Here is a 21,479-nt window from a genome sequence, read left to right as displayed (position 1 = left end):
TCAGCCCTTGACGGCTGCGGCCAGAGCTGCGGCGCGGTCCGTTCGCTCCCAGGTGGCGGTGGGGAGTTCGCGCCCGAAGTGGCCGTAGACGGTGACGTTGCTGTAGATGGGGCGCAACAGGTCCAGGTCCCGCACGATCGCGCCGGGGCGCAGGTCGAAGGTGGTCAGCACCGCGTCGCGGATCCGGTCCTCCGGCACCACTGAGGTTCCGAAGGTGTCCAGGTAGAACCCGACGGGGTGCGCGGTCCCGATGGCGTAGGCCACCTGCACCTCACAACGCTCCGCGAGTCCGGCGGCCACCACGTTCTTCGCCACCCAGCGCATGGCGTAGGATGCCGAGCGGTCCACCTTGGAGGGGTCCTTCCCGGAGAAGGCGCCGCCGCCGTGACGGGCCATGCCGCCATAGGTGTCGACGATGATCTTGCGCCCTGTCAGGCCAGCGTCGCCCATGGGGCCACCGATGACGAACTTGCCGGTGGGGTTGACCAGAACCCGCCGCGGGGCGTGGAAGCCGTAGCGCTGCAGCACCGGCTCGATGACCTCGCGGGTGATGTCCGGCTGGATGCGCTCGAGGCTGACGTCCGCGCTGTGCTGGGAGGAGACCACCACTGTGTCGATGCCCACCGGGCGGCCGTCGTCGCCGTACTCGACGGTGACCTGCGTCTTGCCGTCCGGGCGCAGGTAGTCCAGCACGCCCGTCTTGCGGACCTCGGTGAGCCGCTCGGCGAGGCGATGGGCCAGATCGATGGGCAGCGGCATGAGGGTGGGGGTCTCTGTGCAGGCGAACCCGAACATCAGCCCCTGGTCGCCGGCTCCCTGGAGGCTGATCAGGTCCTGCTCGGCTCCGGTGCGGTGCTCGAAGGCGTCGTCGACGCCCTGGGCGATGTCCGGTGACTGCGCCCCGATGGCCACGCTCACCCCGCAGGAGGCGCCGTCGAACCCCTTGCGCGAGGAGTCGTAGCCGATGTCGAGGATCCGCTGCCGGGCCAGTCCGGCCACGTCCACGTAGCCGGTGGTGGAGACCTCGCCGGCCAGGACGACGAGTCCGGTGGTGACGAGGGTCTCCACAGCGACGCGGGCGACGGGATCCTGCTCGAGCAACGCGTCGAGGACGGCGTCGGAGATAGAGTCCGCGATCTTGTCGGGATGACCCTCGGTCACCGATTCGGAGGTGAACAGACGGCTCATGCGAGCACTCCTAGCGCGGCGACAAGCCGCATCGTGGGGTTGTCAACGGCGGCAACAAGCCGCCCCCTGGAGGTGGGACGTTCGGTCAGGACGCGGAGTCGGGCTCCGGCGCGGTGTCGGCGAAGGGATCCACGAACGAGAACGCCGGATCCGCCTCTGCGGTGCGGGCGGCCTCGGCCTCGGCCTCGGGATCGATCTGGGTGAACTGCAGCATGCCCTCGTTCATCTCACGCAGGGCGATGGACAGCGGCTTCTCCTCCGGCGCGGCGGCGACCATGGGGCCGACATTCTCGAGCAGGCCCTCGCCGAGCTGCGAGTAGTAGGCGTTGATCTGCCGGGCGCGCTTGGCCGCGAACAGGACGAGCCGGTACTTGGAGTCGATATTCTCCAGCAGCGAATCGATCGGCGGGTAGGTGATGCCTTCTGGCTGACTGTTCAAGGTGTTCCTTCTGAAAGAGTGCGGCCCGATCACAGGCCCATCAAGCTTACCAAAGCCGCCACGGTTTCCTCGATCTCGGTGTTTTCGATCACGACATCGGCCTCCGCCTGGGCCTCCAGCTCCAGTTTGGCTGTGTTCAGCCTACGCTCCTGGGCCGCCTCGTCCTCTGTGCCGCGCCCGCGCAGCCGGGATACCAGCTCGTCCCAGGTGGGCGGGGTGAGGAACACAAGCCGGGCCGACGGGAGGTTTCGTTTGACCTGGCGGGCGCCTTGGAGGTCGATCTCCAGGACGACGGGGCGGCCGGCCGCGACGGCCTCGACCACCGGCCGGCGAGGAGTCCCGTAGTAGTGCGTGCCGTGAACCACGGCCCACTCCAGCAGTTCGCCCGCCTCGATCAGCCGCCGGAACTCGTCCTCGTCGACGAAGTGGTAGCTGACGCCGTCTGTCTCGCCTGCTCTGGGCGGGCGCGTGGTCAGGGAAACCGAGTAGAACAGGTCCGGGTGCAGGGCCCGCAGCCGGGCGCACACCGTGCCCTTGCCGACCGCGCTCGGGCCGGAGATCACCCAGACATTCGCAGCGCCACTCACCCGCCCGAGCTTAGGGCAGCCGAGCGTTACTTGAACAACTCGTTGAGGCGGTCCACCTGGTGCCGGCCGAGGCCGCGGATGCGGCGGTTGGGAGCGATCTGGAGGTTCTCCATGATTTCCGAGGCGCGGGTGATTCCCACTCGGGGCATGGCGCGGAGCAGGTCCACCACCTTGATGCGGGAGAGCGTGTCGTCACCCACCGCCTTGTTCAGGGCCTCTGTGAAGGAGACCGTGCCGGTCTTCACCTGCTCCTTCAGCTCGGCGCGTGCACGCCTGGCCTGGGTGGCCGCCTCTCGGGCAGCTTCGAGCTGAGCACTGCTCAATTGAGGAATCGCCATCGGAAGTCCCCTTCACGTCAATGACCTTGACAACCCCAGTTTGGGGCCCTCCGTGAAATGTACCGCGCAGCGGCTCGCCGCGACGCGAAATTGCCGACGAATCAGGTCAGCGCGGCGGTCGATTCGAGCAGCCGCTCAAGGCGCCCGGACAGGGCCGCCTCCCCCGCTCCGATGACCTCGCGGCTCGCCGTCGGCAGCACGTGGCCGAGCGCCCGCCCGAACGTGGACCGCAGCCCCTCGATGGTGCCCCCCTGTGCGCCGATGCCGGGCACCAGGATGGAGGCGTTGAAGTGGTCCAGGCGGCAGCCGAGCTCTGCATGGGTGCCCCCGACCACCAGCCCCACCGCGTGGTCTGCCGTGGGGTTCAGCCCCGCGACCGTGTCCACCACGTGCTGGGCGACGCTGACATCCCCGCTGCGCGCCAGCTGGATGGGTGCCCCGTCGGGGTTGGACGTGCGGGCCAGCACGTAGAGCCCCTGACCGCCGGCGACGGCGGCATCGATGGCCGGCCGAAGCGCGCCCACCCCCAGATAGGGGTTCAGCGTGATCGCGTCGGCGCGGGTGGGGGCGTCGTCACCGAGGAACGCGGCGGCGTAGCCGGCCATGGATGATCCGATATCGCCACGCTTGACATCAAGGATGCTGAGCGCCCCGGCGTCGCGGATGTCGCTGAGCACCCGCTCCAGGACCGCGACCCCGCGCGATCCGAACGCCTCGAAGAACGCCGACTGCGGCTTGAACACCGCCACCCGTCCGCCGAGGACCGCCACGATCCCGCGCGCGCAGCGCTCCAGGCCGGACAGGTCGTGCGGCAGGCCCCAGGCATCCAGGACGCTGGGCATCGGGTCGATCCCGACGCACAGCCGGCCGCGCTCGGCGGTGGCGGCGGCGAGGCTGGCGGCATAGGTCACTGTGTGGTCCTCTCCAGTTGCTGCAGGGCGCGCACGAGCGCCACGCCCTCGTAGATGAACCCGGTGTACAGCTGCAGGAGGGTGGCCCCGGCGTCAAACATGCGGGCCCCGTCGCGCGGGCTCATCACCCCGCCGACTCCCATCACGGGCAGCTCGGTCGACGAGGCCAGCCGCTGGACGAAGCCGAGCGCCCTGGCCGTCAGCGGCGCGCCGCTGAGGCCTCCCGCCTCGCGTGCCAGGTGCGCGTCGGCCGGGGCAAGGCCGTCTCGGGCCAGCGTGGTGTTGGTGGCGATGACTCCTGCGGCGGCCGAATCGTTGAGCACGGCCAGGGTCTCGGTGAGGTCCGGGCCGGTGAGGTCCGGTGCCAGCTTGACGAAGATCGGAACCGGGCGTGCGGGATCCAGCACGGCCGCCTCGTCGGTCAATGCCCGCAGGAGTGCCGACAGCTCGGTGGCGGCCTGCAGGCTGCGCAGCCCCGGCGTGTTGGGGCTGGAGACGTTGACGGCCACGTAATCGGCGAGCGGGGCCAGGAGCCGCAACGAGGAGAGGTAGTCGTCGACGGCGTGGTCCAGCTCGACCACCTTGGACTTGCCGATCGAGATCCCCAACGGGATCCCCAGCGCCCCGTTGCCGCGCGCCACGCCTTTGGCGCGGAGGGTGTCCGCCAGCGCTGCGGCCCCGTGGTTGTTGAAGCCCATCCGGTTGACGATCCCGCGCGACGCCACCGCCCGGAAGACCCGGGGCTTCGGGTTGCCCGGCTGGGGCAGCGCGGTGACGGTGCCGAGCTCGGCGAATCCGAACCCCAACCAGGACCATGCCTGGGCGGCCGCACCGTCCTTGTCCAGGCCGGCCGCCACGCCGACCCGGTTGGGGAACCTGACGCCGGACACCGTCACGGGATCCGCGACGGTGGCGCGCCGGCCGGCGGGCACCCGGGCGAGCAGGGCGATCATGTCCTCGTGGACCCGCTCCGGGTCCCCTCCCGCGTAGCGGAACAGCCCCGCCCGGAGGGCGTGGTAGCCGACACGAAGCGCCCGCGTGCCCGGCGAGGTCACCTGCGGGCCCAGTCCTGCAGCGAGCGGACGTCCACCTCGCCGCGCTGGAGCGCCTCAATGCCCTGGGTGGCGGCGGCCAGGCCCGGGACCGTGGTGACCACCGGAACGTCCGCGAGCACCGCGGCTGTGCGGATGAGGTAACCGTCCTCACGTGTACTGGCGCCCGAGGAGGAGCCCTCCGGGGTGTTGAAGATGAGGTCGATCCCGCCGGAGGTGATCAGGTCGACGATGCTCGGCCTGTCGTCGCCCTCGATCATCTCGGAGAGCTTGAGCACCTCTTCGGCGGCCACGCCGTTGCGGCGCAGCACCGAGGCGGTGCCCTTGGTGGCCAGCACCTGGAAGCCCAGGTCCACCAGCCGCTTGATGGGCCAGATCGCGTGACGCTTGTCGCGGTCCGCGATCGAAACGAACAGCTTCCCGGAGGTGGGCAGCGGACCGCCACCCGCGTCCTGCGACTTCGCGTAGGCGGTGCCGAAGTTGTCCGACAGGCCCATCACCTCACCGGTGGAGCGCATCTCGGGGCCGAGCAGCGTGTCGACGAAAGCGCCCGTGGCGGTGCGGAAGCGGTTGAACGGCATCACGGCCTCCTTGACCGCGATGGGGGCGCCTGGCAGGGGCGTGGACCCGTCCCCCTCTGCCCTGAGCTTCCCGTCGGCCCTCAGCTCGGCGATGGTGCGGCCGAGCATGATGAGGGCCGCCGCCTTCGCCAGCGCCGTGTTGGTGGCCTTGGACACGAACGGCACCGTGCGCGACGCGCGGGGATTGGCCTCCAACACGTAGAGGGTGTCGGCGTGCAGAGCGAACTGGATGTTGAGCAGGCCGCGCACCCCCACGCCGTCGGCGATGGCGAGGGTGTGGTGCCGGATCTGGTCGATGATCGCATCGCCCAGCGTGATCGGAGGCAGCGCGCAGGCGGAGTCCCCGGAATGGATGCCCGCCTCCTCGATGTGCTCCATGATGCCGCCGATGTACAGCTCGGTGCCGTCGTAGAGTGCGTCGACGTCGATCTCCACGGCGTCGTCCAGGAAGCGGTCCACCAGGACCGGCTGGTTCTCGTTGACGTCGGTGGCCTTGTCGATGTAGCTCTCAAGCGCGTCGTCGGAGTAGACGATCTGCATGCCGCGGCCGCCCAGCACGTAGCTGGGCCGCACCAGCACCGGGTAGCCGATCTCTCCGGCGATGGCCTTGGCCTCCTCAGCCGTGGTGGCCATGCCGTGCTTCGGGGCGGCGAGCCCGGCCCGCGCCAGCACCCGCCCGAACGCGCCCCGCTCCTCAGCCAGGTGGATGGCCTCCGGGGAGGTGCCCACGATCGGCACCCCGGCGTCCTTGAGGGTCTGGGCCAGCTTGAGCGGCGTCTGCCCGCCGAGCTGGCAGATGACGCCCGCCACCGGGCCGGCCTTCAGCTCCGCGTGGTAGATCTCCAGCACGTCCTCGGCGGTCAGCGGCTCGAAGTAGAGGCGGTCCGAGGTGTCGTAGTCGGTCGAGACCGTCTCCGGGTTGCAGTTGACCATCACCGTCTCGTAGCCGGCCTCGCGCAGCGCCATGGTGGCGTGCACGCACGAGTAGTCGAACTCGATGCCCTGGCCGATGCGGTTGGGGCCGGAGCCCAGGATGAGCACCGCCTCCTTGGTGCGGGGCGGCACCTCCGTCTCCTCGTCGTAGGAGGAGTACATGTAGGGGGTCGAGGCCGCGAACTCGGCCGCGCAGGTGTCCACCGACTTGTAGACCGGCCGGATACCCAACGCCCAGCGGACACCGCGCACCACCTCGGTGCTGAGGTTGCGCAGCGAGGCCACCTGGGGATCCGAGAGCCCGTGGCGCTTGGCGTAGCGCAGCACCTCCGGGGTGAGCTCGGGCGCCGCCTGCACCTCGCGGGCCACGTCCAGGATGAGGGCCATCTGGTCCAGGAACCATGGGTCGATCTTCGTGGCCGTGAACACCTGCTCCACGCTGGCACCGGCGCGGAGCGCCTGCATGACGAGCTGGATGCGGCCGTCGGTGGGCTTCGATGCGAGCGCGAGCAGCTCGTCGACCTCCCGCAGGCGGGCGGTGAAGTCGAACGGCGCCGTGGGGTCCTCCAGGGACCGCAGGGCCTTGCCCAGCGCCTCGGTGAAGTTGCGGCCGATGCCCATCGCCTCGCCCACGGACTTCATGTGGGTAGTGAGGATGGGGTCTGCCGCCGGGAACTTCTCGAACGCGAACCGGGGCATCTTGACGATGACGTAGTCCAGGCTGGGCTCGAAGCTGGCGGGCGTTTCGAGGGTGATGTCGTTGGGGATCTCGTCGAGGGTGTAACCCACCGCGACCTTGGCCGCGATCTTGGCGATCGGGAAGCCGGTGGCCTTCGACGCCAAGGCCGAGGAGCGCGACACCCGAGGGTTCATCTCGATCACGATCATGCGTCCGTCGTCGGGGTTGACGGCGAACTGGATGTTGCAGCCGCCCGTGTCCACCCCGACGGCGCGGATCACGCCGATGGCCACGTCGCGCATGCGCTGATACTCGCGGTCCGTCAGCGTCATCGCCGGCGCCACGGTGATGGAGTCGCCGGTGTGGACGCCCATCGGGTCGAAGTTCTCGATCGAGCAGATGATCACGACGTTGTCGGCCTTGTCGCGCATCACCTCCAGCTCGTACTCCTTCCACCCGAGGATGGACTCCTCGATGAGGACCTCCGTCACCGGCGAGGCCGACAGGCCTGCGCCGGCGATCTGGCGCAGCTCCGACTCGTCGTGGGCGAAGCCCGAGCCGACGCCGCCCATGGTGAAGCTGGGCCGCACCACGACCGGGTAGCCGAGCACCTCGGCGGCGGCCAGCACCTCGTCCATCGAGTGGCAGATCTGCGACTTGGCCACCTCCGGCACACCGCCGGGGATGTCGGTCATCGAGACGACGATCTCCTTGAACCGCTCGCGGTCCTCGCCCTTCTGGATGGCGTCGATCGAGGCGCCGATCAGCTCCACGCCGTACCTGGCCAGCACCCCGTTGTCGTGCAGCGACACGGCGGTGTTGAGCGCGGTCTGGCCGCCCAGAGTGGCCAGCACCGCGTCCGGGCGCTCCTTGGCGATGACCCTCTCGACGAACTCCGGCGTGATGGGCTCGACGTAGGTGGCGTCGGCGAAGTCCGGGTCAGTCATGATGGTGGCCGGGTTGGAGTTGACCAGGATGACGCGGAACCCCTCCTCGCGCAGTACCCGGCAGGCCTGCGTGCCGGAATAGTCGAACTCACAGGCCTGCCCGATGACGATCGGGCCGGAGCCGATGACGAGGATCGAGGAGATGTCGGTGCGACGGGGCATCAGGCGTCCTTTGCTTTCATGACGTCGACGAAACGGTCGAAGAGGTAGTTGGCGTCGTGCGGGCCGGCAGCGGCCTCGGGGTGGTACTGCACGGAGAAGGCCGTCAGGCGGCCGTCGCGGTGCAGCTCAAGGCCCTCCACCACATCGTCGTTGAGGCACACGTGGCTGACCGTGGCCTGGCCGTAGGGCGTTTCCGCAGCCCCCTCCAGGGGCGCGTCGACGGCGAAGCCGTGGTTGTGCGCCGTGACCTCGACCTTCCCCGTGGTGCGGTCCATCACGGGCTGGTTGATGCCGCGGTGGCCGAACTTCAGCTTGTAGGTGCCCAGCCCGAGGGCGCGCCCGAACAGCTGATTACCGAAGCAGATGCCGAAGTACGGGATGCCGGCGTCGAGAACCTGCCGCAGCACGGAGACCGGCCCGTCAGCGGTGGCGGGATCGCCTGGGCCGTTGGAGAAGAAGACGCCGTCGGGGTTGAGGGCGCGGATCTGCTCGAAGGTGGTGTGTGCCGGCACGACGTGGACGTCCAGACCCCGGGCCGCGAGCTGCACCGGCGTCATGGACTTGATGCCCAGGTCAACCGCCACGACGGTGAACCGGCGCTCCCCCACCGCGGGGACCAGGTAGGGCTCAGCCGTGGTGACGTCCGCGGTGAGGTCGCGGCCCGCCATCTGCGGCTGCTGCACCACCCGGGCGAGCAGCTCGCCGGCGTCGGCCGTCAGGGTGGAGATGCCCACGCGCATGGCGCCGCGGTCGCGGATGTGGCGGGTCAGCGCACGGGTGTCGATGTCACTGATGCCGACGACCCGCTGGGCGTCGAGCTCAGCGTCGAGGCTGCGCCGCGACCGCCAGTTGGAGGGACGCGGCGACGGGTCGCGCACGATGTATCCGGCCACCCAGATGCGGCCCGACTCGTCGTCCTCGTCGTTCCACCCGGTGTTGCCGATGTGGGGGGCGGTGGCGAGCACCACCTGTCCCAGGTAGCTGGGATCGGTCAGGGTCTCCTGGTAGCCGGACATGCCGGTCGAGAAGACCAGCTCGCCGAAGGTCTCACCAGTGGCGCCGAAGGACCGGCCACGAAACACGCGCCCATCCTCCAATACCAGAATCGCAGGAAGGGAACTCATGCGCACCTCGCTTGTTAGTCAGTTCGTGGTCGGCTTGGCCGCCAGGGCCGTGGAGAGCAGGCCGTTGAGGAAGGCCGGTGATTCGTCGGTGGACAGGTCCCCCGCGAGGCGGACGGCCTCCGAGATGACCGCCTCCGGCGGGACGTCCGAGTAGTCGAGTTCGTAGATGGCGATCCGGGCCAGGTTACGGTCCACGGCCGGCATCCGTTCAAGAGGCCATCCGTCGGAGGTGCACTGCGAGATCCTCCGGTCGATGTCACGCAGGTGTTCGGCGACGCCCAGGACGATCCGGGTGGTGAGCTCGCGCGTCACCCCGCCGGAGAGTGACCGCTGTTCGGTGAACGTTTCGGCCAGCGAGTCCCCGCGCAGCTCCGCCTGGAACAGGATGTCCAGGGCAGCCTTGCGGGCCTTCGTCTGGGCCGTGTAGTGGGGCGCCGTGACCACTAGGAGCTGACGCGGCCCTGGTAGGAGCCGTCTCGGGTGTCAACCTTGATGCGCTCGCCGGTGGTGATGAACAGCGGCACCTGGATGACCTTGCCGGTCTCCAGCGTGGCGGGCTTGGTGCCACCGGTGGAGCGGTCCCCCTGCAGGCCGGGCTCGGTGTAGGTGACCTCGAGCTCGACGGCGGCCGGCAGCTCCACGAACAGGGGGGTGCCCTCGTGGGTGGCGACGACGGCCGTCTGGTTCTCCAGCAGGTAGTCCTTGGCCTCGCCCAGCGTCTCCACGGAGACGTGGAACTGCTCGAATGAGGTGTTGTCCATGAAGACGTAGTCATCACCGTCCAGATACAGGTACTGCATCTCGCGGCGGTCCACGGTGGCGGTGTCGACCTTGGTGTCGGAGTTGAACGTCCGGTCGATGATCTTGCCGGTCATCACGTGCTTGAGCTTCGAACGCACCACCGTGTTGCCCTTGCCCGGCTTGTGGTGCTGGAACCACAGCACCTGCCACAGCTGACCGTCGAGGTCGAGCACCATTCCGTTCTTCAGGTCGTTGGTTGACGCCATGCAGGGGTCTCCTTCGCGGGTTCTTCGGGGGCTGTCAGGCCAACGCGGAAGTCTACCCGACGCCGCTGGGATGTTCCCCATCGTGCCCGAGGGTCGAGAGGATGGCCACCACCTCGTCGCGGGTGGTCTCGGCGTGGGTCCGGCCGTCGGCCCCCATCGCCCGCCGCCCGAAGTAGGCCTCCCCGCCGTCGTGGCGCATGTCGCCGATGGTGCGCAACGTCACCCGTCCCTCGCGCTTCGCCCGTCCCCACGAGGACAACGGGGCAGTGGGCCACCGCCCGGAGAAGGCGACCGAACCGATCAACTGCACGCGGTCCTGGGCGCCGATGAGGTGCCACAGGTGCTCGATCCGGTCCAGGCCGGGTTCGTCGCCGAAGACACCTCCGATCGAGATCACCGACACGGGGACCCCGGCTCGGCTGAGGAACCAGGCCGCCCCGAGCGACATCTGGGCGCCGCCGGAGTAGCCGACAAGGACCACCGGCCGACCGCTGCCTGGCCGGTAGCCGTGGCGTTGCAACGACCGCCAGATCTCCTGCGCAAGCCCGATGTTGTGTGCTGGGCCGTAGCGCGGGTCCGCGGAGATCAGCACGTACAGCACGTTGCGCAGGTTGATCAGGAAGTGGAGGATCCTGATCCGACGCGCGCGGCGCCCGTGGTCCAGCCAAGACCAAAGCCGCACCGTGGTGCGCTGCAGCAGGCCCCGGTTGTCCACGGAATAGGGGAAGACGTCCGAGACCACGGTGACTTCGGGGAGCGCCTCGTCCAGGGTGACCAGCCAGGAGCTTTCGCGATCCAGGAGCCGGTTGCCGCCCACATCGCCGATCCCCGACAGGTAGACAAGATGCGCACGCGCCCCGTCCTCGGCGGGCACGATCTCGCGGGGCAACTCCTCGAACGTGCGCCTCAGCTCCGCCTCGCCCCTGTCGGCCCACCACCGCGCGGACTCGAGCGGCGACAGCAGGGCGAGCACCACGAGTGCGATCAGCAGGATCCCGACCACCCACTCGATCACGGCCTGCCCCCGTCGGCTTCGATCGGCATCAGCGGGGTGCCGGCCAGGATGTCGCGGGCGGTCACCATGGTGGGTCGCCCGGTGGCGAGCGTCCAGAGCTTCGACCCCAGCCAGCTCACCGGCGCCTTGAGCAACCGAGACGCCATCTGCATGATGATCCACCCCGCCAGGCTCACTCCCAGCGCCAGCGGCAGCCTGATGTCGAAGGCGGCGCTCACCCCGACGACCAGCACCAGGTAGCCCCACGCCTCCAGCGCGCGGCCGATGAACAGCCCGACGTGCGGGAGCGCCGTGACCACGGCGAACACCTGTGGGGCCAGGGACAGCAGCCCGACGATGACCAGGGGCACGAACGGCAGCGGGCGGCCCAGGACCAGGCTGGCGACGACCCAGGTGATGGAGACCTGCAGGAGCCGCAGCGTCGCCAGCATGGTGGCGTTGAGCAGGAGGGTGGACAGCAGCCGGAGGCCGCCGATGCGGTTGAGCGTCAGGACCGCGCTGTAGCCCAGCATCGTCGACAGGCCCGCCAATGCCGCGACTCCGATCGCGGCCCATGCGCCGGCCCCGGCGAGGCCGGCCGGGCTCAGCGTGAGCGCCGCGGTCAGGGCATCCAGGACGTCGACCATGGGTTCAGCCGAGCTCGCGGTAGGCGGCGCTGAGCACGTCCTCGGGCGGGTCGTCGATGATCCTGGGACTGCCCAGCGCCTCCAGGCCCACCAGGCGGAGCCGCGAGCCCCGGGCCTTCTTGTCGAGGCTCATCAGCTCGCGCAGCCTCGGGTAGGCGTCGGGCTGGTAGCGCAGCGGGAGGCCGAGGCCGCCGAGCAGCTCGTCGTGCAGGCCCACGGCCTCCGCGGGCAGGCCGAGGATCTCCCGCGACACCCGCCCCACCCACGCCATGCCCACGCTGATCGCGTCGCCGTGCCGCCAGGAGAAGTGCGCGTGCGCCTCGATGGCGTGCCCGAGGGTGTGGCCGTAGTTGAGCGCCTCCCGGCCGACGCTGGCCCCCGTCGAGGTGGCCTCGCGGAAGTCGACGGCCACGACGGTGGCCTTCACCGCGACCGCGCGCTCCACCAGCTCGGCGAAGCGCGCGCCGGCGACGTCGGCGCTGTCGGCCAGGTCCTCGGAGGCGAGCTCCAGGATGCGGGCATCGGCGATGAAGCCACACTTGACCACTTCGGCGAGGCCGGCCCGGACGTCGCGGGAGGGGAGGGTGTCCAGCAGGGCCAGGTCGCACAGAACGGCGCGCGGCTCGTAGAAGGACCCCACAAGGTTCTTACCCGCGCCGAGGTTGATCCCGGTCTTCCCGCCGACGGCGGCGTCCACCATCGCCAGCACGGTCGTCGGCACGCTCACGTAGGCCACGCCGCGCAGCCAGGTGGCGGCGACGAATCCCGCCAGGTCCGTGGTGGTGCCGCCGCCCACTCCGACGATGAGGTCGTTGCGGGTGAGTCCGGCCGCAGCCACCGCGTCCCAGCAGCCGGCCAGTACTTCGGGTGTCTTGGCCCGCTCCGCGTCCGGGACCTCGATCAGGGTGACCGGAACCTCGAGGCGGAGCGCGATGTCCCGGGCGGTGGCGGAGACGGACGGTGCGTGGATCAGCGCCACGCGGTCCGCGTCGCGTAGCAGGCCTGGCAGCCGGTCGACGGCGCCGCGTTCGATGTGCACGTCGTAGGGGCCCAGCGCGGAATCGACGCGGACGCTCACGGGGCACCCCGCTCCGCGGCCAGGGTGTCTGCCAGCTCGGAGCTTCCGCGGCCGTCGGTGTCGAGGATCTGGGTGGCGAGCGCCTCGTAGACGGGGGTGCGCTCGCGCAGCAGCTCGATCAACCTGCCGCGCACGTTGCCGAGAAGGAGCGGCCGGACCGTGTTCATGCCCACGCGCCTGGTGGCCTGGCCGATGGAGACCTTGAGCCAGATCACGTCGTGCCCGTCGAGTGCCTGGCGGATGGCCGGGTTCATCACCGCTCCCCCGCCCAGCGCGATCACGTCGTAGGTCTGGAGCAGCTCAAGGGTGGCGTCCTGCTCGAGCGCACGGAAGTGCGCCTCGCCCTCGTCGGCGAAGATCTCCGCCACGGGCTTGCCCACGACCTCCTCGATGCGCTGGTCCACGTCGACGAAGGTCTTCCCGAGCTTCTTGGCCAGGCGTCGACCAACCGTGGACTTGCCGGCGCCGGGGGCGCCGATGAGCACGATGGTCATCGGTCGATCCTGAGCCCGCGCGCCGCGACATCGGCCAGGTAGCCGTCGGCGTTGCGGCGGGTCTCACCCACCGAGTCTCCGCCGAACTTCTCCAGCACCGCCTCGGCGAGGACCAGTGCCACCATCGCCTCGGCGACCACCCCCGCCGCGGGGACGGCGCACACGTCGGAGCGCTGGTGGTGCGCGGCGGCGGCCTCGCCGGTGGAGGTGTCGATGGTGCGCAGGGCCCTGGGCACGGTGGCGATGGGCTTCATGGCGGCCCGCACCCGCAGCACCTCGCCGGTGGACATGCCGCCCTCCGTGCCGCCGGAGTGGTGGGTGGCTCGCTGGATTCCGTCCGCGCCCGGCAGGATCTCGTCGTGGGCGGCCGAGCCCCGGCGGCGCGCCAGGCCGAAGCCGTCTCCCAGCTCGACTCCCTTGATGGCCTGGATGCCCATCAGCGCGCCGGCGAGGCGCGCGTCGAGGCGGCGGTCTCCCTGGGAGTGCGAGCCCAGGCCTGGGGGCAGCCCCCAGGCCACCACCTCCACCACGCCGCCGAGGGTGTCGCCGTCGCGGTGGCACGCCTCCACCTCCGCCAGCATCGCCTGGGCGGCCTCCGGGTCGAAGCAGCGCGTGGGGTCCGCGTCGATCGCGGCCAGATCCGATGCGGTGGGCAGGTCGGCACGGGTGGCCCGGACGGGGCCGAGTTCGACGACGTGGCTCAGCACCTCGATGCCCAGCGCCTGGCGCAGGAAGGCCTGGGCGACGGTGCCGAGCGCCACCCGCGCCGCAGTCTCCCGGGCGGAGGCGCGTTCGAGGATGGGCCGGGCCTCGTCGAAGTCGTACTTCTGCATGCCCGCGAGGTCCGCGTGCCCGGGGCGGGGCCGGGTGAGCGGGGCGTTGCGGGCCAGGGCCGCGAGTTCGTCGGCGTCCACCTCACCGGGGGCCATCACCTGCTGCCACTTGGGCCACTCGGTGTTGCCGACCATGATGGCGATCGGTGAGCCCATCGTCTCCCCGTGGCGGAAGCCTCCCAGGAGGGTCACCTCGTCCGCCTCGAACTTCATCCGGGCACCCCGGCCCACTCCGAGCCGGCGGCGGGCCAGGTTCGTGGAGATCTCGTCGACGCCCACGCGCACGTGGGCGGGGATGCCCTCCATGGTCGCGATGAGCGCTTGGCCGTGGGACTCGCCGGCGGTGAGGTAACGAAGCATGCGCGCCATTGTGTCAGAGACCGGCGCGGCGCCTCAGTTCCTGCTCGGCGGCGGACCGGCACGCCTCGAAGCTCACGCGGGCGCCGGTCAGGAGGAAGAACTGGTCCACCGCCTGACCCGCCAACAGGTCCAGACCGTTCAACGCGACGCGTCCTGCCGTGGCGGCCGCCTCACCCAGGGGCGTCGGCCATGGGTCGTAGACAGCGTCGAAAATCACCTTCGCCGCCCCGGCCAGGGCGGGGGCGTGCGGCCTCGTGGCGGCGGCGGGGATGGTGTTGGCGAGCAGATCCACATCGACGGGGGCCTCGTCCAGGCCGTGTACCTCGGCGAAGACCCCCAGGGTGGCAGCCAGTTCCAGGATCCCGGCGGCGCGCTCCGGGCGTCTGGCCAGGATCCGCACCTCCCGGATGCCGAGCCCGGCCAGCGCCAGGAGGATCGAGCGGGCGGTGGCGCCGTTGCCGAGGATGGCTGCCGTGGTGGGCGAGTCCAGCCCATGCGCACGCCACGCGCGGACGAAGCCGGGCACGTCGGTGTTGAACACCCGCGCACCCTCGCCGCCGAAAACGATCGTGTTGCCCGCGCCCAGCAGCCGGGTGGGCTCGTCGGCCTCCCCGAAGGCGAGGATGGCCTCCTTGTGCGGGGCGGTCACGCTCAGGCCCGCCCAGACCGGATCCTGGATCCGCGCCCGGACGAAGCCGTCAAGCTCCGCGGGGGGAACGCTGTAGGCCTCGTAGGCCCACACCAGTGAGTTCGCTTCATAGCCGGCGCGGTGGATGGCCGGCGAGAGCGAGTGCCCGGCCGGATCCCCGATCACCCCGCAGCGTCTCCTCAGCATCGGCCCGTGTTGGCCTGACACCACGCCTGGAAGAGCGCGACGTTGGCGTTGTGCTCCTCGAGCGTGTCCGCGAAGCGGGTCTCGCCCGTGTCCAGGTCCACCGTCACGAAGAACAGGGAGGCGATGTCTGCCGGGGCCAGCGCCGCCTCCAAAGCCGTCTGGCCAGGGTTGCTGATCGGTCCCGGCGGGAGGCCGGTGTTGAGGTAGGTGTTGTAGGGCGACTCGGTGGCCCGGTCCTCGGCCGTGGTGGTGACCCGGCCGGACTTCCCCACCGCGTAATGGACGGTGGAGTCCATCTGAAGCGGCATTCCCTGCTCCAGGCGGTTGTAGATGACGGCCGCCACCTTCGGCTGATCCTCAGCCTGGTTGACCTCGCTGGCGATGATCGAGGCGATGGTCACCACGCTGAGGGGTTCCACCGCCATCTCGGCAGCGCGTCCCTCCAGGCTGATCGCCTCGGCGATGACGTTGAACTGCTTCACCTGACTGGCGAGGATGGCCGCCGCCTGAGGTGGCTCCTGCACCGCGTAGGTCGAGGGGAAGAGGAAACCCTCCAGCCTTCCAGCGGCATAGGCAGGGAGCGGGAAGGCGCTGGTGTCCGTGGCCGCCGCGGTGAGCTCTTCCGCGGTGAGCCCCGTCTTCTCGGTGATGTAGGAGATCTGTTCGAGGGTCGTGGTTCCCTCCGGCAGCGTCACCATCAGGCGCTGCTGGTTGGCTGGATCCAGCAGCATGTCGAACGCGGTCTGGGCAGGCAGCTGCGTCTTCAGGTTGAAGCGGCCTGCCTGCAGCTGGTTCGACTCGCCGCTGCGCTGGGCCACCTGCCGGAAGGTGCGGGTGGACTTCACCACGTCCGCCTCCACCAGGAGGTCGCCGATCTGGGTGATGGTGGCACCGCTGGGGATGACGACCTGCACCGGCTCCAGGCCCTCGCCGAGGTAGTCGTCCTCGGTGCGCCAGGCGATGTAGGCGTCGTTGACCTTGTCGTAGACGAACCAGCCGCCGCCCACCAGGACCGCGAGCGACAGCAGCACGGCGAACGCGCTGCGGCCGTAGTAACCGATCTTGCGCCAGTTCAGCGCGCTGTCGTTGTCGACCAAACGTGGGCTCACGATTCCTCCTTCAGCGCGGGCTCCCCGACCGGTGCCCCCTGGCGCTCCTCGGCGTCGATGGCCCTCTGGAGGATCTCGACGGCCGCGGCCTGATCGATCACGCTGCGCTGGTGCTTGGCCCGGCGGCCCGCGCTCCCCAGACTACGTGATGCCGACACCGTGCTCATCCGCTCGTCGACGAGCAGCACCGGGATGGGAGAGACCGCCGCGGCCAAGGCTGCTGCCTTCGCCGAGACGTACTCGGCGGCCAGGGCGTGAGTCCCGGCGAGCGTCAGCGGAAGCCCGATGTAGACAACGTCGGCGTCGTGCTCGGCGATCAGGGCCGCGAGCCTGCTCAACTCGTCGGGACCGGCGACGACCGTCTCGACGGGATAGGCGAAGGAGGTGCGCCGGTTGCTGGCCGCCACACCGATCCGTGCCTTGCCCCAGTCGATGCCCAGCCTGGCGCCCTCAGGCACGCGTCTCCAGGGCTCGCCGCACAGCGGCGATCGCCTCGGGGGCCGCCGACGGGTTCGTGCCGCCGCCCTGGGCGAGGTCGTCCTTGCCGCCGCCCTTACCGCCCAGCGCCGCGCACGCGACTCCGATCAGCTGGCCGGCCCGCAGCCCGAGTCCGCGCGCCGCGTCGTTGGTGGCGACGATGGCGCTCGGCTTGTCAGTCCCGCCCACGAGCGCCACCACCGCGGCGGCCGAACCCAGGCGTTCGCGCAGGTCCAGCGTCAGGGTGCGCAGGTCCGCGCCCGCGACACCGGGCACCTCGAGTCCGAGGAACCGCACGCCGGCGACGTCCTGCACGCGCTCGGCCAGCGACGACGCGGTGGCAAGCAGGCGCTCCGAGTTGAGAGCGGCGATGTGCTTCTCCGCCTCCTTCAGCTGGGCGACGAGGCGCTCCACCCTCCCGACGAGCTGGTCAGGCTGAACCCGCAGGGTGTCGGTCAGCTGCGAGACCAGCGCCCGCTCGGCCGCGAACTTCGCGAACGCGTCGTGGGCCACCAGGGCCTCCACCCGCCGGACACCCGAGCCGATCGAGGACTCGGTGAGGAGGTTGAGCACGCCGATCTCGGCTGTGGTGGCCACGTGGGTGCCGCCGCACAGCTCACGCGACCATGGGCCGGAGAGCTCCACCATGCGCACCATCGGGGGGTACTTCTCGCCGAACATGGCCATGGCGCCCAGCGCCTTGGCCTGCTCCAGCGGCATCTGCTGCGCTGTGACGGCGAAGTTGTCCGCGATGGCCTGGTTGGCGCGGGCCTCCACCTCGGACTTCAGCTGCTCGGAGAGCCCCTTGGCCGAGGAGAAGTCGAAGCGCATGTAGCCGGGCTTGTTGTAGGACCCGGCCTGGGTGGCGGTGGGGCCGACCAGCTCCCGCAGCGCCGCGTGCACGATGTGGGTGGCCGTGTGGGCCTGACTGGCGCCGTGCCTGGCGGCGGCGTCGACCCGCGCGTCCGCGGCGGAGCCGAGGGTGAGTTCCCCGAAGACCTCCACGCGGTGCACCGTCAACCCGGGCACGGGCTTCTGGACGTCGAGGACCTCCAGTGTGAAGCCCTCCCCGACAATGGTGCCGCGGTCCGCGTCCTGGCCTCCGGCCTCAGCGTAGAAGGGGGTCTCCTCGAGCACGATCTCGACGGTGGTGCCGTCGAGGGCTCTGTCAGCTGCGGTCCCGCCCGCGATGATGCCGCGGATGCGGGTGGAGACGTCGAGGTCTGTGTAGCCGAGGAACGGTACCTCGCCGCGGTCGCGCTGCGCCCGGTACGCGTCCATGGAGGTGGCCGCGCCCTTCTTGGCCTTCGCGTCGGCCCGAGCGCGCTCCTTCTGCTCCTTCATGAGCTCGTCGAACTTCGCCCGGTCCACGCTCAGGCCCTGTTCGGAGGCCATCTCCATGGTCAGATCGATCGGGAAGCCGTAGGTGTCGTGCAGCTGGAACGCCTGGGGCCCGGCCAGCGACGACGCCGCGCGTCCCTTGGCCTCGGCGACCGCCGTGTCGAACATGACCGTGCCGGCTTGGAGGGTGCGGCGGAAGGACGCCTCCTCCGCTGCCGCGGCCTGGGACACGCGGGTCCAGTTCTCGTCGATTTCGGGGTAGGAGACGCGCATGAGATCCCGCGACACCGGCAGCAGCTCACCCAACACTGGATCGCCGACGCCGAGGAGGCGCATGGAGCGGATCACCCGGCGCAGCAGGCGGCGAAGCACGTAGCCGCGCGCCTCGTTGCCGGGGGTGACGCCGTCGGTCATCAACATGAGGGAGGACCGCACGTGGTCCGCCACCACGCGGAAGCGCACGTCGTCTGCCGGGTCCGCGCCGTAAGCGCGCCCGGAGAGCTCGGCGGCCTTGGCGATGACCGGGAACACCTCGTCGATCTCGTACATGTTGGCCACCCCCTGCTTGAGGAGGGCGACGCGCTCAAGGCCGGAGCCGGTGTCGATGTTCTGGCTGGGCAGGGGCCGGAGGACGTCGAAGTCGTCCTTCTTGCGCACCGCGGAGAGCTCCTCCTGCTGGAAGACGAGATTCCAGATCTCGAGGAAGCGGTCCTCGTCCGCCTCGGGCCCGCCGTCGGCGCCGAAGGCCGGTCCGCGATCGATGTAGATCTCGGAGCAGGGCCCACCGGGGCCGGGGACGCCCATGTGCCAGTAGTTGTCCTTCAGGCCACGCTCCTGGATGTGCTCGCGGGGCACGCCCACCTGCTGCCAGAGGTCGATGGTCTCCTGATCGCCGTAGAGCGCGGTCACCCACACCTTGTCCGGGTCGAAGCCCCAGCAGCCGTCGGCCTCGGAACCTGTGACCAGCTCCCAGGCGTAGTTGATGGCGCCTTCCTTGAAGTAGTCGCCGAACGCGAAGTTGCCCAGCATCTGGAAGAACGTGCCGTGTCGGGTGGTCTTGCCCACCTCGTCGATGTCCAGCGTCCGGACGCACTTCTGCGACGACACGGCCCGCTTGAACGGTGCAGGCTCGTCCCCGAGGAAGTACGGCTTGAAGGGAACCATGCCTGCGTTGACGAACAGCAGCGTGGGGTCGTTGTAGAGCAGCGACGCGCTGGGCACCACCGTGTGGCCGTTCGCGGCGAAGAAGTCGACGAAACGGCTCCGGATCTCGGAGGTCTTCATTGAGGGGTCCCTTGAGTGGTCAGTGGGTGGTGGCGGGGATGTTGAGCTCGTGGCGGAGCTCGGCCTCGCGCTGGGACATGGCGGCGCGGAATGTCCCCATGAAGTCACCGAAGCTTGCTGCGGCCTCGTGACCCTTCTCGACGACCTGCTCCTGGACGCCCTTCGGGGTCAGTCGATGGAGCAGTTCTTTGCCGCGGAGCATCAGGAAGACGGCCAGCCCGGCGCCGACGACGATCCAGAACAGGCGGCTCATTTCTTCTTCCGTCCCTGGAAGGCCTTGCGGATGCCGTAGCTGAAGGCAGCTGTCTTGACGAGCGGGCCGCCGAGGGTGGCCGCGAACAGGGTGGACATCTGGGCGGCGTTCTCGGTGACCACCGTGGCGTGACCGGAGGCCTTGCTCACGTCGTCGGTCACCAGGCTGAGCTTGGCGAGCTCCTCGTTGGTGGCCACGACGGTGCCCTTGAGCTCCTGCAGGATGGGCACCGAGTTGTGGCCGACGTCGCGCACCGTCAGGCGCGCCTCGTCCAGCACGCGGCTCAGCTTGAGCAGCGGCACGGCCAACAGTGCCACCAGCACGCACAGCGCGATCGCGGCGATCAGAGCGGCGATGTCTCCAACGGTCATGGTCCTGTCCTCCTTGGATCTACGGACGGCGTAACTCTAGCCGACGGCTCTCCCGCCAGCAGCCCGCGCAGCAGCGAGACGCGCTCAGCGATGGCGGCCTCCTGGCCGTGGGCCGTGGGCCGGTAGTACTCGGTTCCCTCAAGGTCCTCGGGCAGGTAGGCCTGGGCGACGACGCCGTGCGGGAAGTCGTGCGGGTAGCGGTAGCCCTGGCCGTGGCCCAGCTTCTCCGCGCCGGCGTAGTGGGCGTCGCGGAGGTGGGCGGGGACGAGCCCGCCCTTGCCGCGCCTGACGTCTGCGATGGCCTCGTCGAGAGCGAGATAGGCCGCGTTGGACTTCGGCGCGGTGGCCGCCGCGACCGTGGCGTGCGCCAGCGTGATCCGAGCCTCCGGCATCCCCAGCAGCTGCACGGACTGGGCGGCCGCCACGCACGTCTGCAGCACCCCAGAGGCGGCCATGCCGATGTCCTCGGAGGCGGAGATCATCAGCCGCCTCGCGATGAACCGGGGATCCTCGCCGGCCTCCAGCATGCGCGCCAGGTAGTGCAGCGCCGCGTCGACGTCCGAGCCCCTGATGGACTTGATGAACGCCGAGATGATGTCGTAGTGCTGGTCCCCGTCGCGGTCGTAGCGCACGGCCGCCCTGTCCGCGGAGGACTCGACGGCGGCCTCGTCGATCTCCTCTCGTCCCAGGGCGACAGCGGCCGCGGCGGACTCCTCCAGGTAGGTCAACGCGCGCCGCGCGTCACCGCCGGAGAGCCGGAGGATGAGGTCCCTGCCCTCGCCGGTCAACACGAACGGCTCCCCCGAGGCGCGACGGAGCCCGCGCTCGTCGGTCAACGCCCGATCGAGCAACGCGCCCAGGTCTGCGGCGGTGAGTGGCTGGAGCCGCAGCAGCAGCGAACGCGACAGCAGCGGCGAGATGACCGAGAACGAGGGGTTCTCAGTGGTGGCGGCGATCAGGGTGACCAGCCGGTTCTCCACCGCCGGCAACAGCACGTCCTGTTGCGCCTTGGAGAAGCGGTGCACCTCGTCGACGAACAGCACCGTGGCGTGCCCACGGGCCAGCTCCCGGCGGGCGGTCTCCAGCTCGGCGCGGACCTCCTTGATGCCTGCGGTGACGGCGGACAGTTCGACGAAGCGGCGGTTCGTGGCCTGAGAGACCACCGAGGCGATGGTCGTCTTCCCCACCCCTGGGGGCCCCCACAGGAACACCGACATCGGCTGCCCGTCGGCCAGCCGCCTCAGCGGCGAGCCCGCAGCGAGGAGCTGCTGCTGCCCGACGATCTCGTCCAGGGTCCGTGGCCGCAGCCGCACGGCGAGCGGCGCCTGCGGGTTGGTGGCGTCGCTCAGCGAGCCGCCCCGCGTGGGCGGGGTGGGGTCCGGGTTGCCGAAAAGGTCGAAGCTCATCGCCCGCCACTCTAGCCCGGCCGAGTTTGTTTGAATCCCAAACCATCCT

The 21,479-nt window shown here is 70.1% G+C and carries 22 protein-coding genes; all 22 read right to left on the bottom strand.

Annotated features, from left to right (window positions below; all coding sequences use genetic code 11):
* Positions 1-1,188, bottom strand: a complete 1,188-nt coding sequence (metK, locus tag H5398_RS10155) for a methionine adenosyltransferase (protein WP_182799919.1) — start codon at positions 1,186-1,188, stop codon at positions 1-3.
* 85 nt (positions 1,189-1,273) lie between these two features.
* Positions 1,274-1,627 (bottom strand): DNA-directed RNA polymerase subunit omega, encoded by a 354-nt coding sequence (gene rpoZ, locus H5398_RS10150; RefSeq protein WP_220489309.1) that lies wholly within the window; start codon positions 1,625-1,627, stop codon positions 1,274-1,276.
* 29 nt (positions 1,628-1,656) lie between these two features.
* On the bottom strand, positions 1,657-2,214 hold the full coding sequence (gene gmk, locus H5398_RS10145; protein ID WP_182782711.1) for a guanylate kinase: 558 nt from the start codon (positions 2,212-2,214) through the stop codon (positions 1,657-1,659).
* 26 nt (positions 2,215-2,240) lie between these two features.
* Entirely contained in the window at positions 2,241-2,552 is a 312-nt protein-coding gene (gene mihF / locus H5398_RS10140; protein WP_182782710.1) for an integration host factor, actinobacterial type, read from the bottom strand.
* 101 nt (positions 2,553-2,653) lie between these two features.
* Positions 2,654-3,463, bottom strand: coding sequence for an orotidine-5'-phosphate decarboxylase (gene pyrF / locus H5398_RS10135; protein ID WP_182782709.1), 810 nt, complete (start codon positions 3,461-3,463; stop codon positions 2,654-2,656).
* The gene (locus H5398_RS10130) at positions 3,460-4,518 is read right to left on the bottom strand and encodes a quinone-dependent dihydroorotate dehydrogenase (RefSeq protein ID WP_182799918.1); all 1,059 of its coding nucleotides are present in this window, start codon (positions 4,516-4,518) and stop codon (positions 3,460-3,462) included. Before H5398_RS10130 ends, pyrF begins: the two co-directional genes overlap by 4 nt.
* A complete protein-coding gene (gene carB, locus H5398_RS10125) occupies positions 4,515-7,817 on the bottom strand; it encodes a carbamoyl-phosphate synthase large subunit (RefSeq protein ID WP_182799917.1) in 3,303 nt (1,100 codons plus the stop codon). Before carB ends, H5398_RS10130 begins: the two co-directional genes overlap by 4 nt.
* Positions 7,817-8,941, bottom strand: coding sequence for a glutamine-hydrolyzing carbamoyl-phosphate synthase small subunit (carA, locus tag H5398_RS10120; RefSeq protein WP_182799916.1), 1,125 nt, complete (start codon positions 8,939-8,941; stop codon positions 7,817-7,819). Before carA ends, carB begins: the two co-directional genes overlap by 1 nt.
* Positions 8,942-8,959: 18 nt before the next feature.
* Complete coding sequence (gene nusB, locus H5398_RS10115; protein WP_182799915.1) at positions 8,960-9,385, bottom strand: transcription antitermination factor NusB; 426 nt, start codon at positions 9,383-9,385, stop codon at positions 8,960-8,962.
* Positions 9,385-9,948, bottom strand: a complete 564-nt coding sequence (gene efp / locus H5398_RS10110) for an elongation factor P (RefSeq protein WP_182799914.1) — start codon at positions 9,946-9,948, stop codon at positions 9,385-9,387. Before efp ends, nusB begins: the two co-directional genes overlap by 1 nt.
* Before the next feature lie 52 nt (positions 9,949-10,000).
* Positions 10,001-10,963, bottom strand: coding sequence for a hypothetical protein (locus tag H5398_RS10105; RefSeq protein ID WP_182782703.1), 963 nt, complete (start codon positions 10,961-10,963; stop codon positions 10,001-10,003).
* Positions 10,960-11,589 carry a hypothetical protein gene (locus tag H5398_RS10100; RefSeq protein ID WP_182799913.1) on the bottom strand — a complete coding sequence of 210 codons (630 nt, stop codon included), beginning with the start codon at positions 11,587-11,589 and terminating at the stop codon, positions 10,960-10,962. The genes H5398_RS10105 and H5398_RS10100 overlap by 4 nt, the downstream gene beginning before the upstream one ends.
* A 4-nt stretch (positions 11,590-11,593) precedes the next feature.
* On the bottom strand, positions 11,594-12,667 hold the full coding sequence (gene aroB / locus H5398_RS10095; protein ID WP_182799912.1) for a 3-dehydroquinate synthase: 1,074 nt from the start codon (positions 12,665-12,667) through the stop codon (positions 11,594-11,596).
* Positions 12,664-13,161, bottom strand: a complete 498-nt coding sequence (locus H5398_RS10090; protein ID WP_182782700.1) for a shikimate kinase — start codon at positions 13,159-13,161, stop codon at positions 12,664-12,666. Before H5398_RS10090 ends, aroB begins: the two co-directional genes overlap by 4 nt.
* Positions 13,158-14,354, bottom strand: coding sequence for a chorismate synthase (aroC, locus tag H5398_RS10085; protein ID WP_182799911.1), 1,197 nt, complete (start codon positions 14,352-14,354; stop codon positions 13,158-13,160). Before aroC ends, H5398_RS10090 begins: the two co-directional genes overlap by 4 nt.
* Before the next feature lie 13 nt (positions 14,355-14,367).
* Positions 14,368-15,189, bottom strand: a complete 822-nt coding sequence (locus tag H5398_RS10080; protein WP_182782698.1) for a shikimate dehydrogenase — start codon at positions 15,187-15,189, stop codon at positions 14,368-14,370.
* The gene (gene mltG, locus H5398_RS10075) at positions 15,183-16,298 is read right to left on the bottom strand and encodes an endolytic transglycosylase MltG (protein WP_182782697.1); all 1,116 of its coding nucleotides are present in this window, start codon (positions 16,296-16,298) and stop codon (positions 15,183-15,185) included. Before mltG ends, H5398_RS10080 begins: the two co-directional genes overlap by 7 nt.
* Complete coding sequence (gene ruvX / locus H5398_RS10070; RefSeq protein ID WP_182799910.1) at positions 16,295-16,756, bottom strand: Holliday junction resolvase RuvX; 462 nt, start codon at positions 16,754-16,756, stop codon at positions 16,295-16,297. Before ruvX ends, mltG begins: the two co-directional genes overlap by 4 nt.
* Positions 16,749-19,400 (bottom strand): alanine--tRNA ligase, encoded by a 2,652-nt coding sequence (alaS, locus tag H5398_RS10065; RefSeq protein ID WP_182799909.1) that lies wholly within the window; start codon positions 19,398-19,400, stop codon positions 16,749-16,751. The genes ruvX and alaS overlap by 8 nt, the downstream gene beginning before the upstream one ends.
* 19 nt (positions 19,401-19,419) lie before the next feature.
* Entirely contained in the window at positions 19,420-19,653 is a 234-nt protein-coding gene (locus H5398_RS10060; RefSeq protein ID WP_182799908.1) for a DUF6167 family protein, read from the bottom strand.
* The gene (locus H5398_RS10055; protein ID WP_182782693.1) at positions 19,650-20,024 is read right to left on the bottom strand and encodes a DUF948 domain-containing protein; all 375 of its coding nucleotides are present in this window, start codon (positions 20,022-20,024) and stop codon (positions 19,650-19,652) included. Before H5398_RS10055 ends, H5398_RS10060 begins: the two co-directional genes overlap by 4 nt.
* On the bottom strand, positions 20,021-21,430 hold the full coding sequence (locus H5398_RS10050) for a replication-associated recombination protein A (RefSeq protein ID WP_182799907.1): 1,410 nt from the start codon (positions 21,428-21,430) through the stop codon (positions 20,021-20,023). The genes H5398_RS10055 and H5398_RS10050 overlap by 4 nt, the downstream gene beginning before the upstream one ends.
* Positions 21,431-21,479: the final 49 nt, after the last annotated feature.

Source organism: Tessaracoccus sp. MC1679 (assembly GCF_014164775.1).
Classification (GTDB): domain Bacteria; phylum Actinomycetota; class Actinomycetes; order Propionibacteriales; family Propionibacteriaceae; genus Arachnia.
Note: the sequence above shows the minus strand (reverse complement) of the source record. Positions and strands in the feature narration are given on the sequence as shown.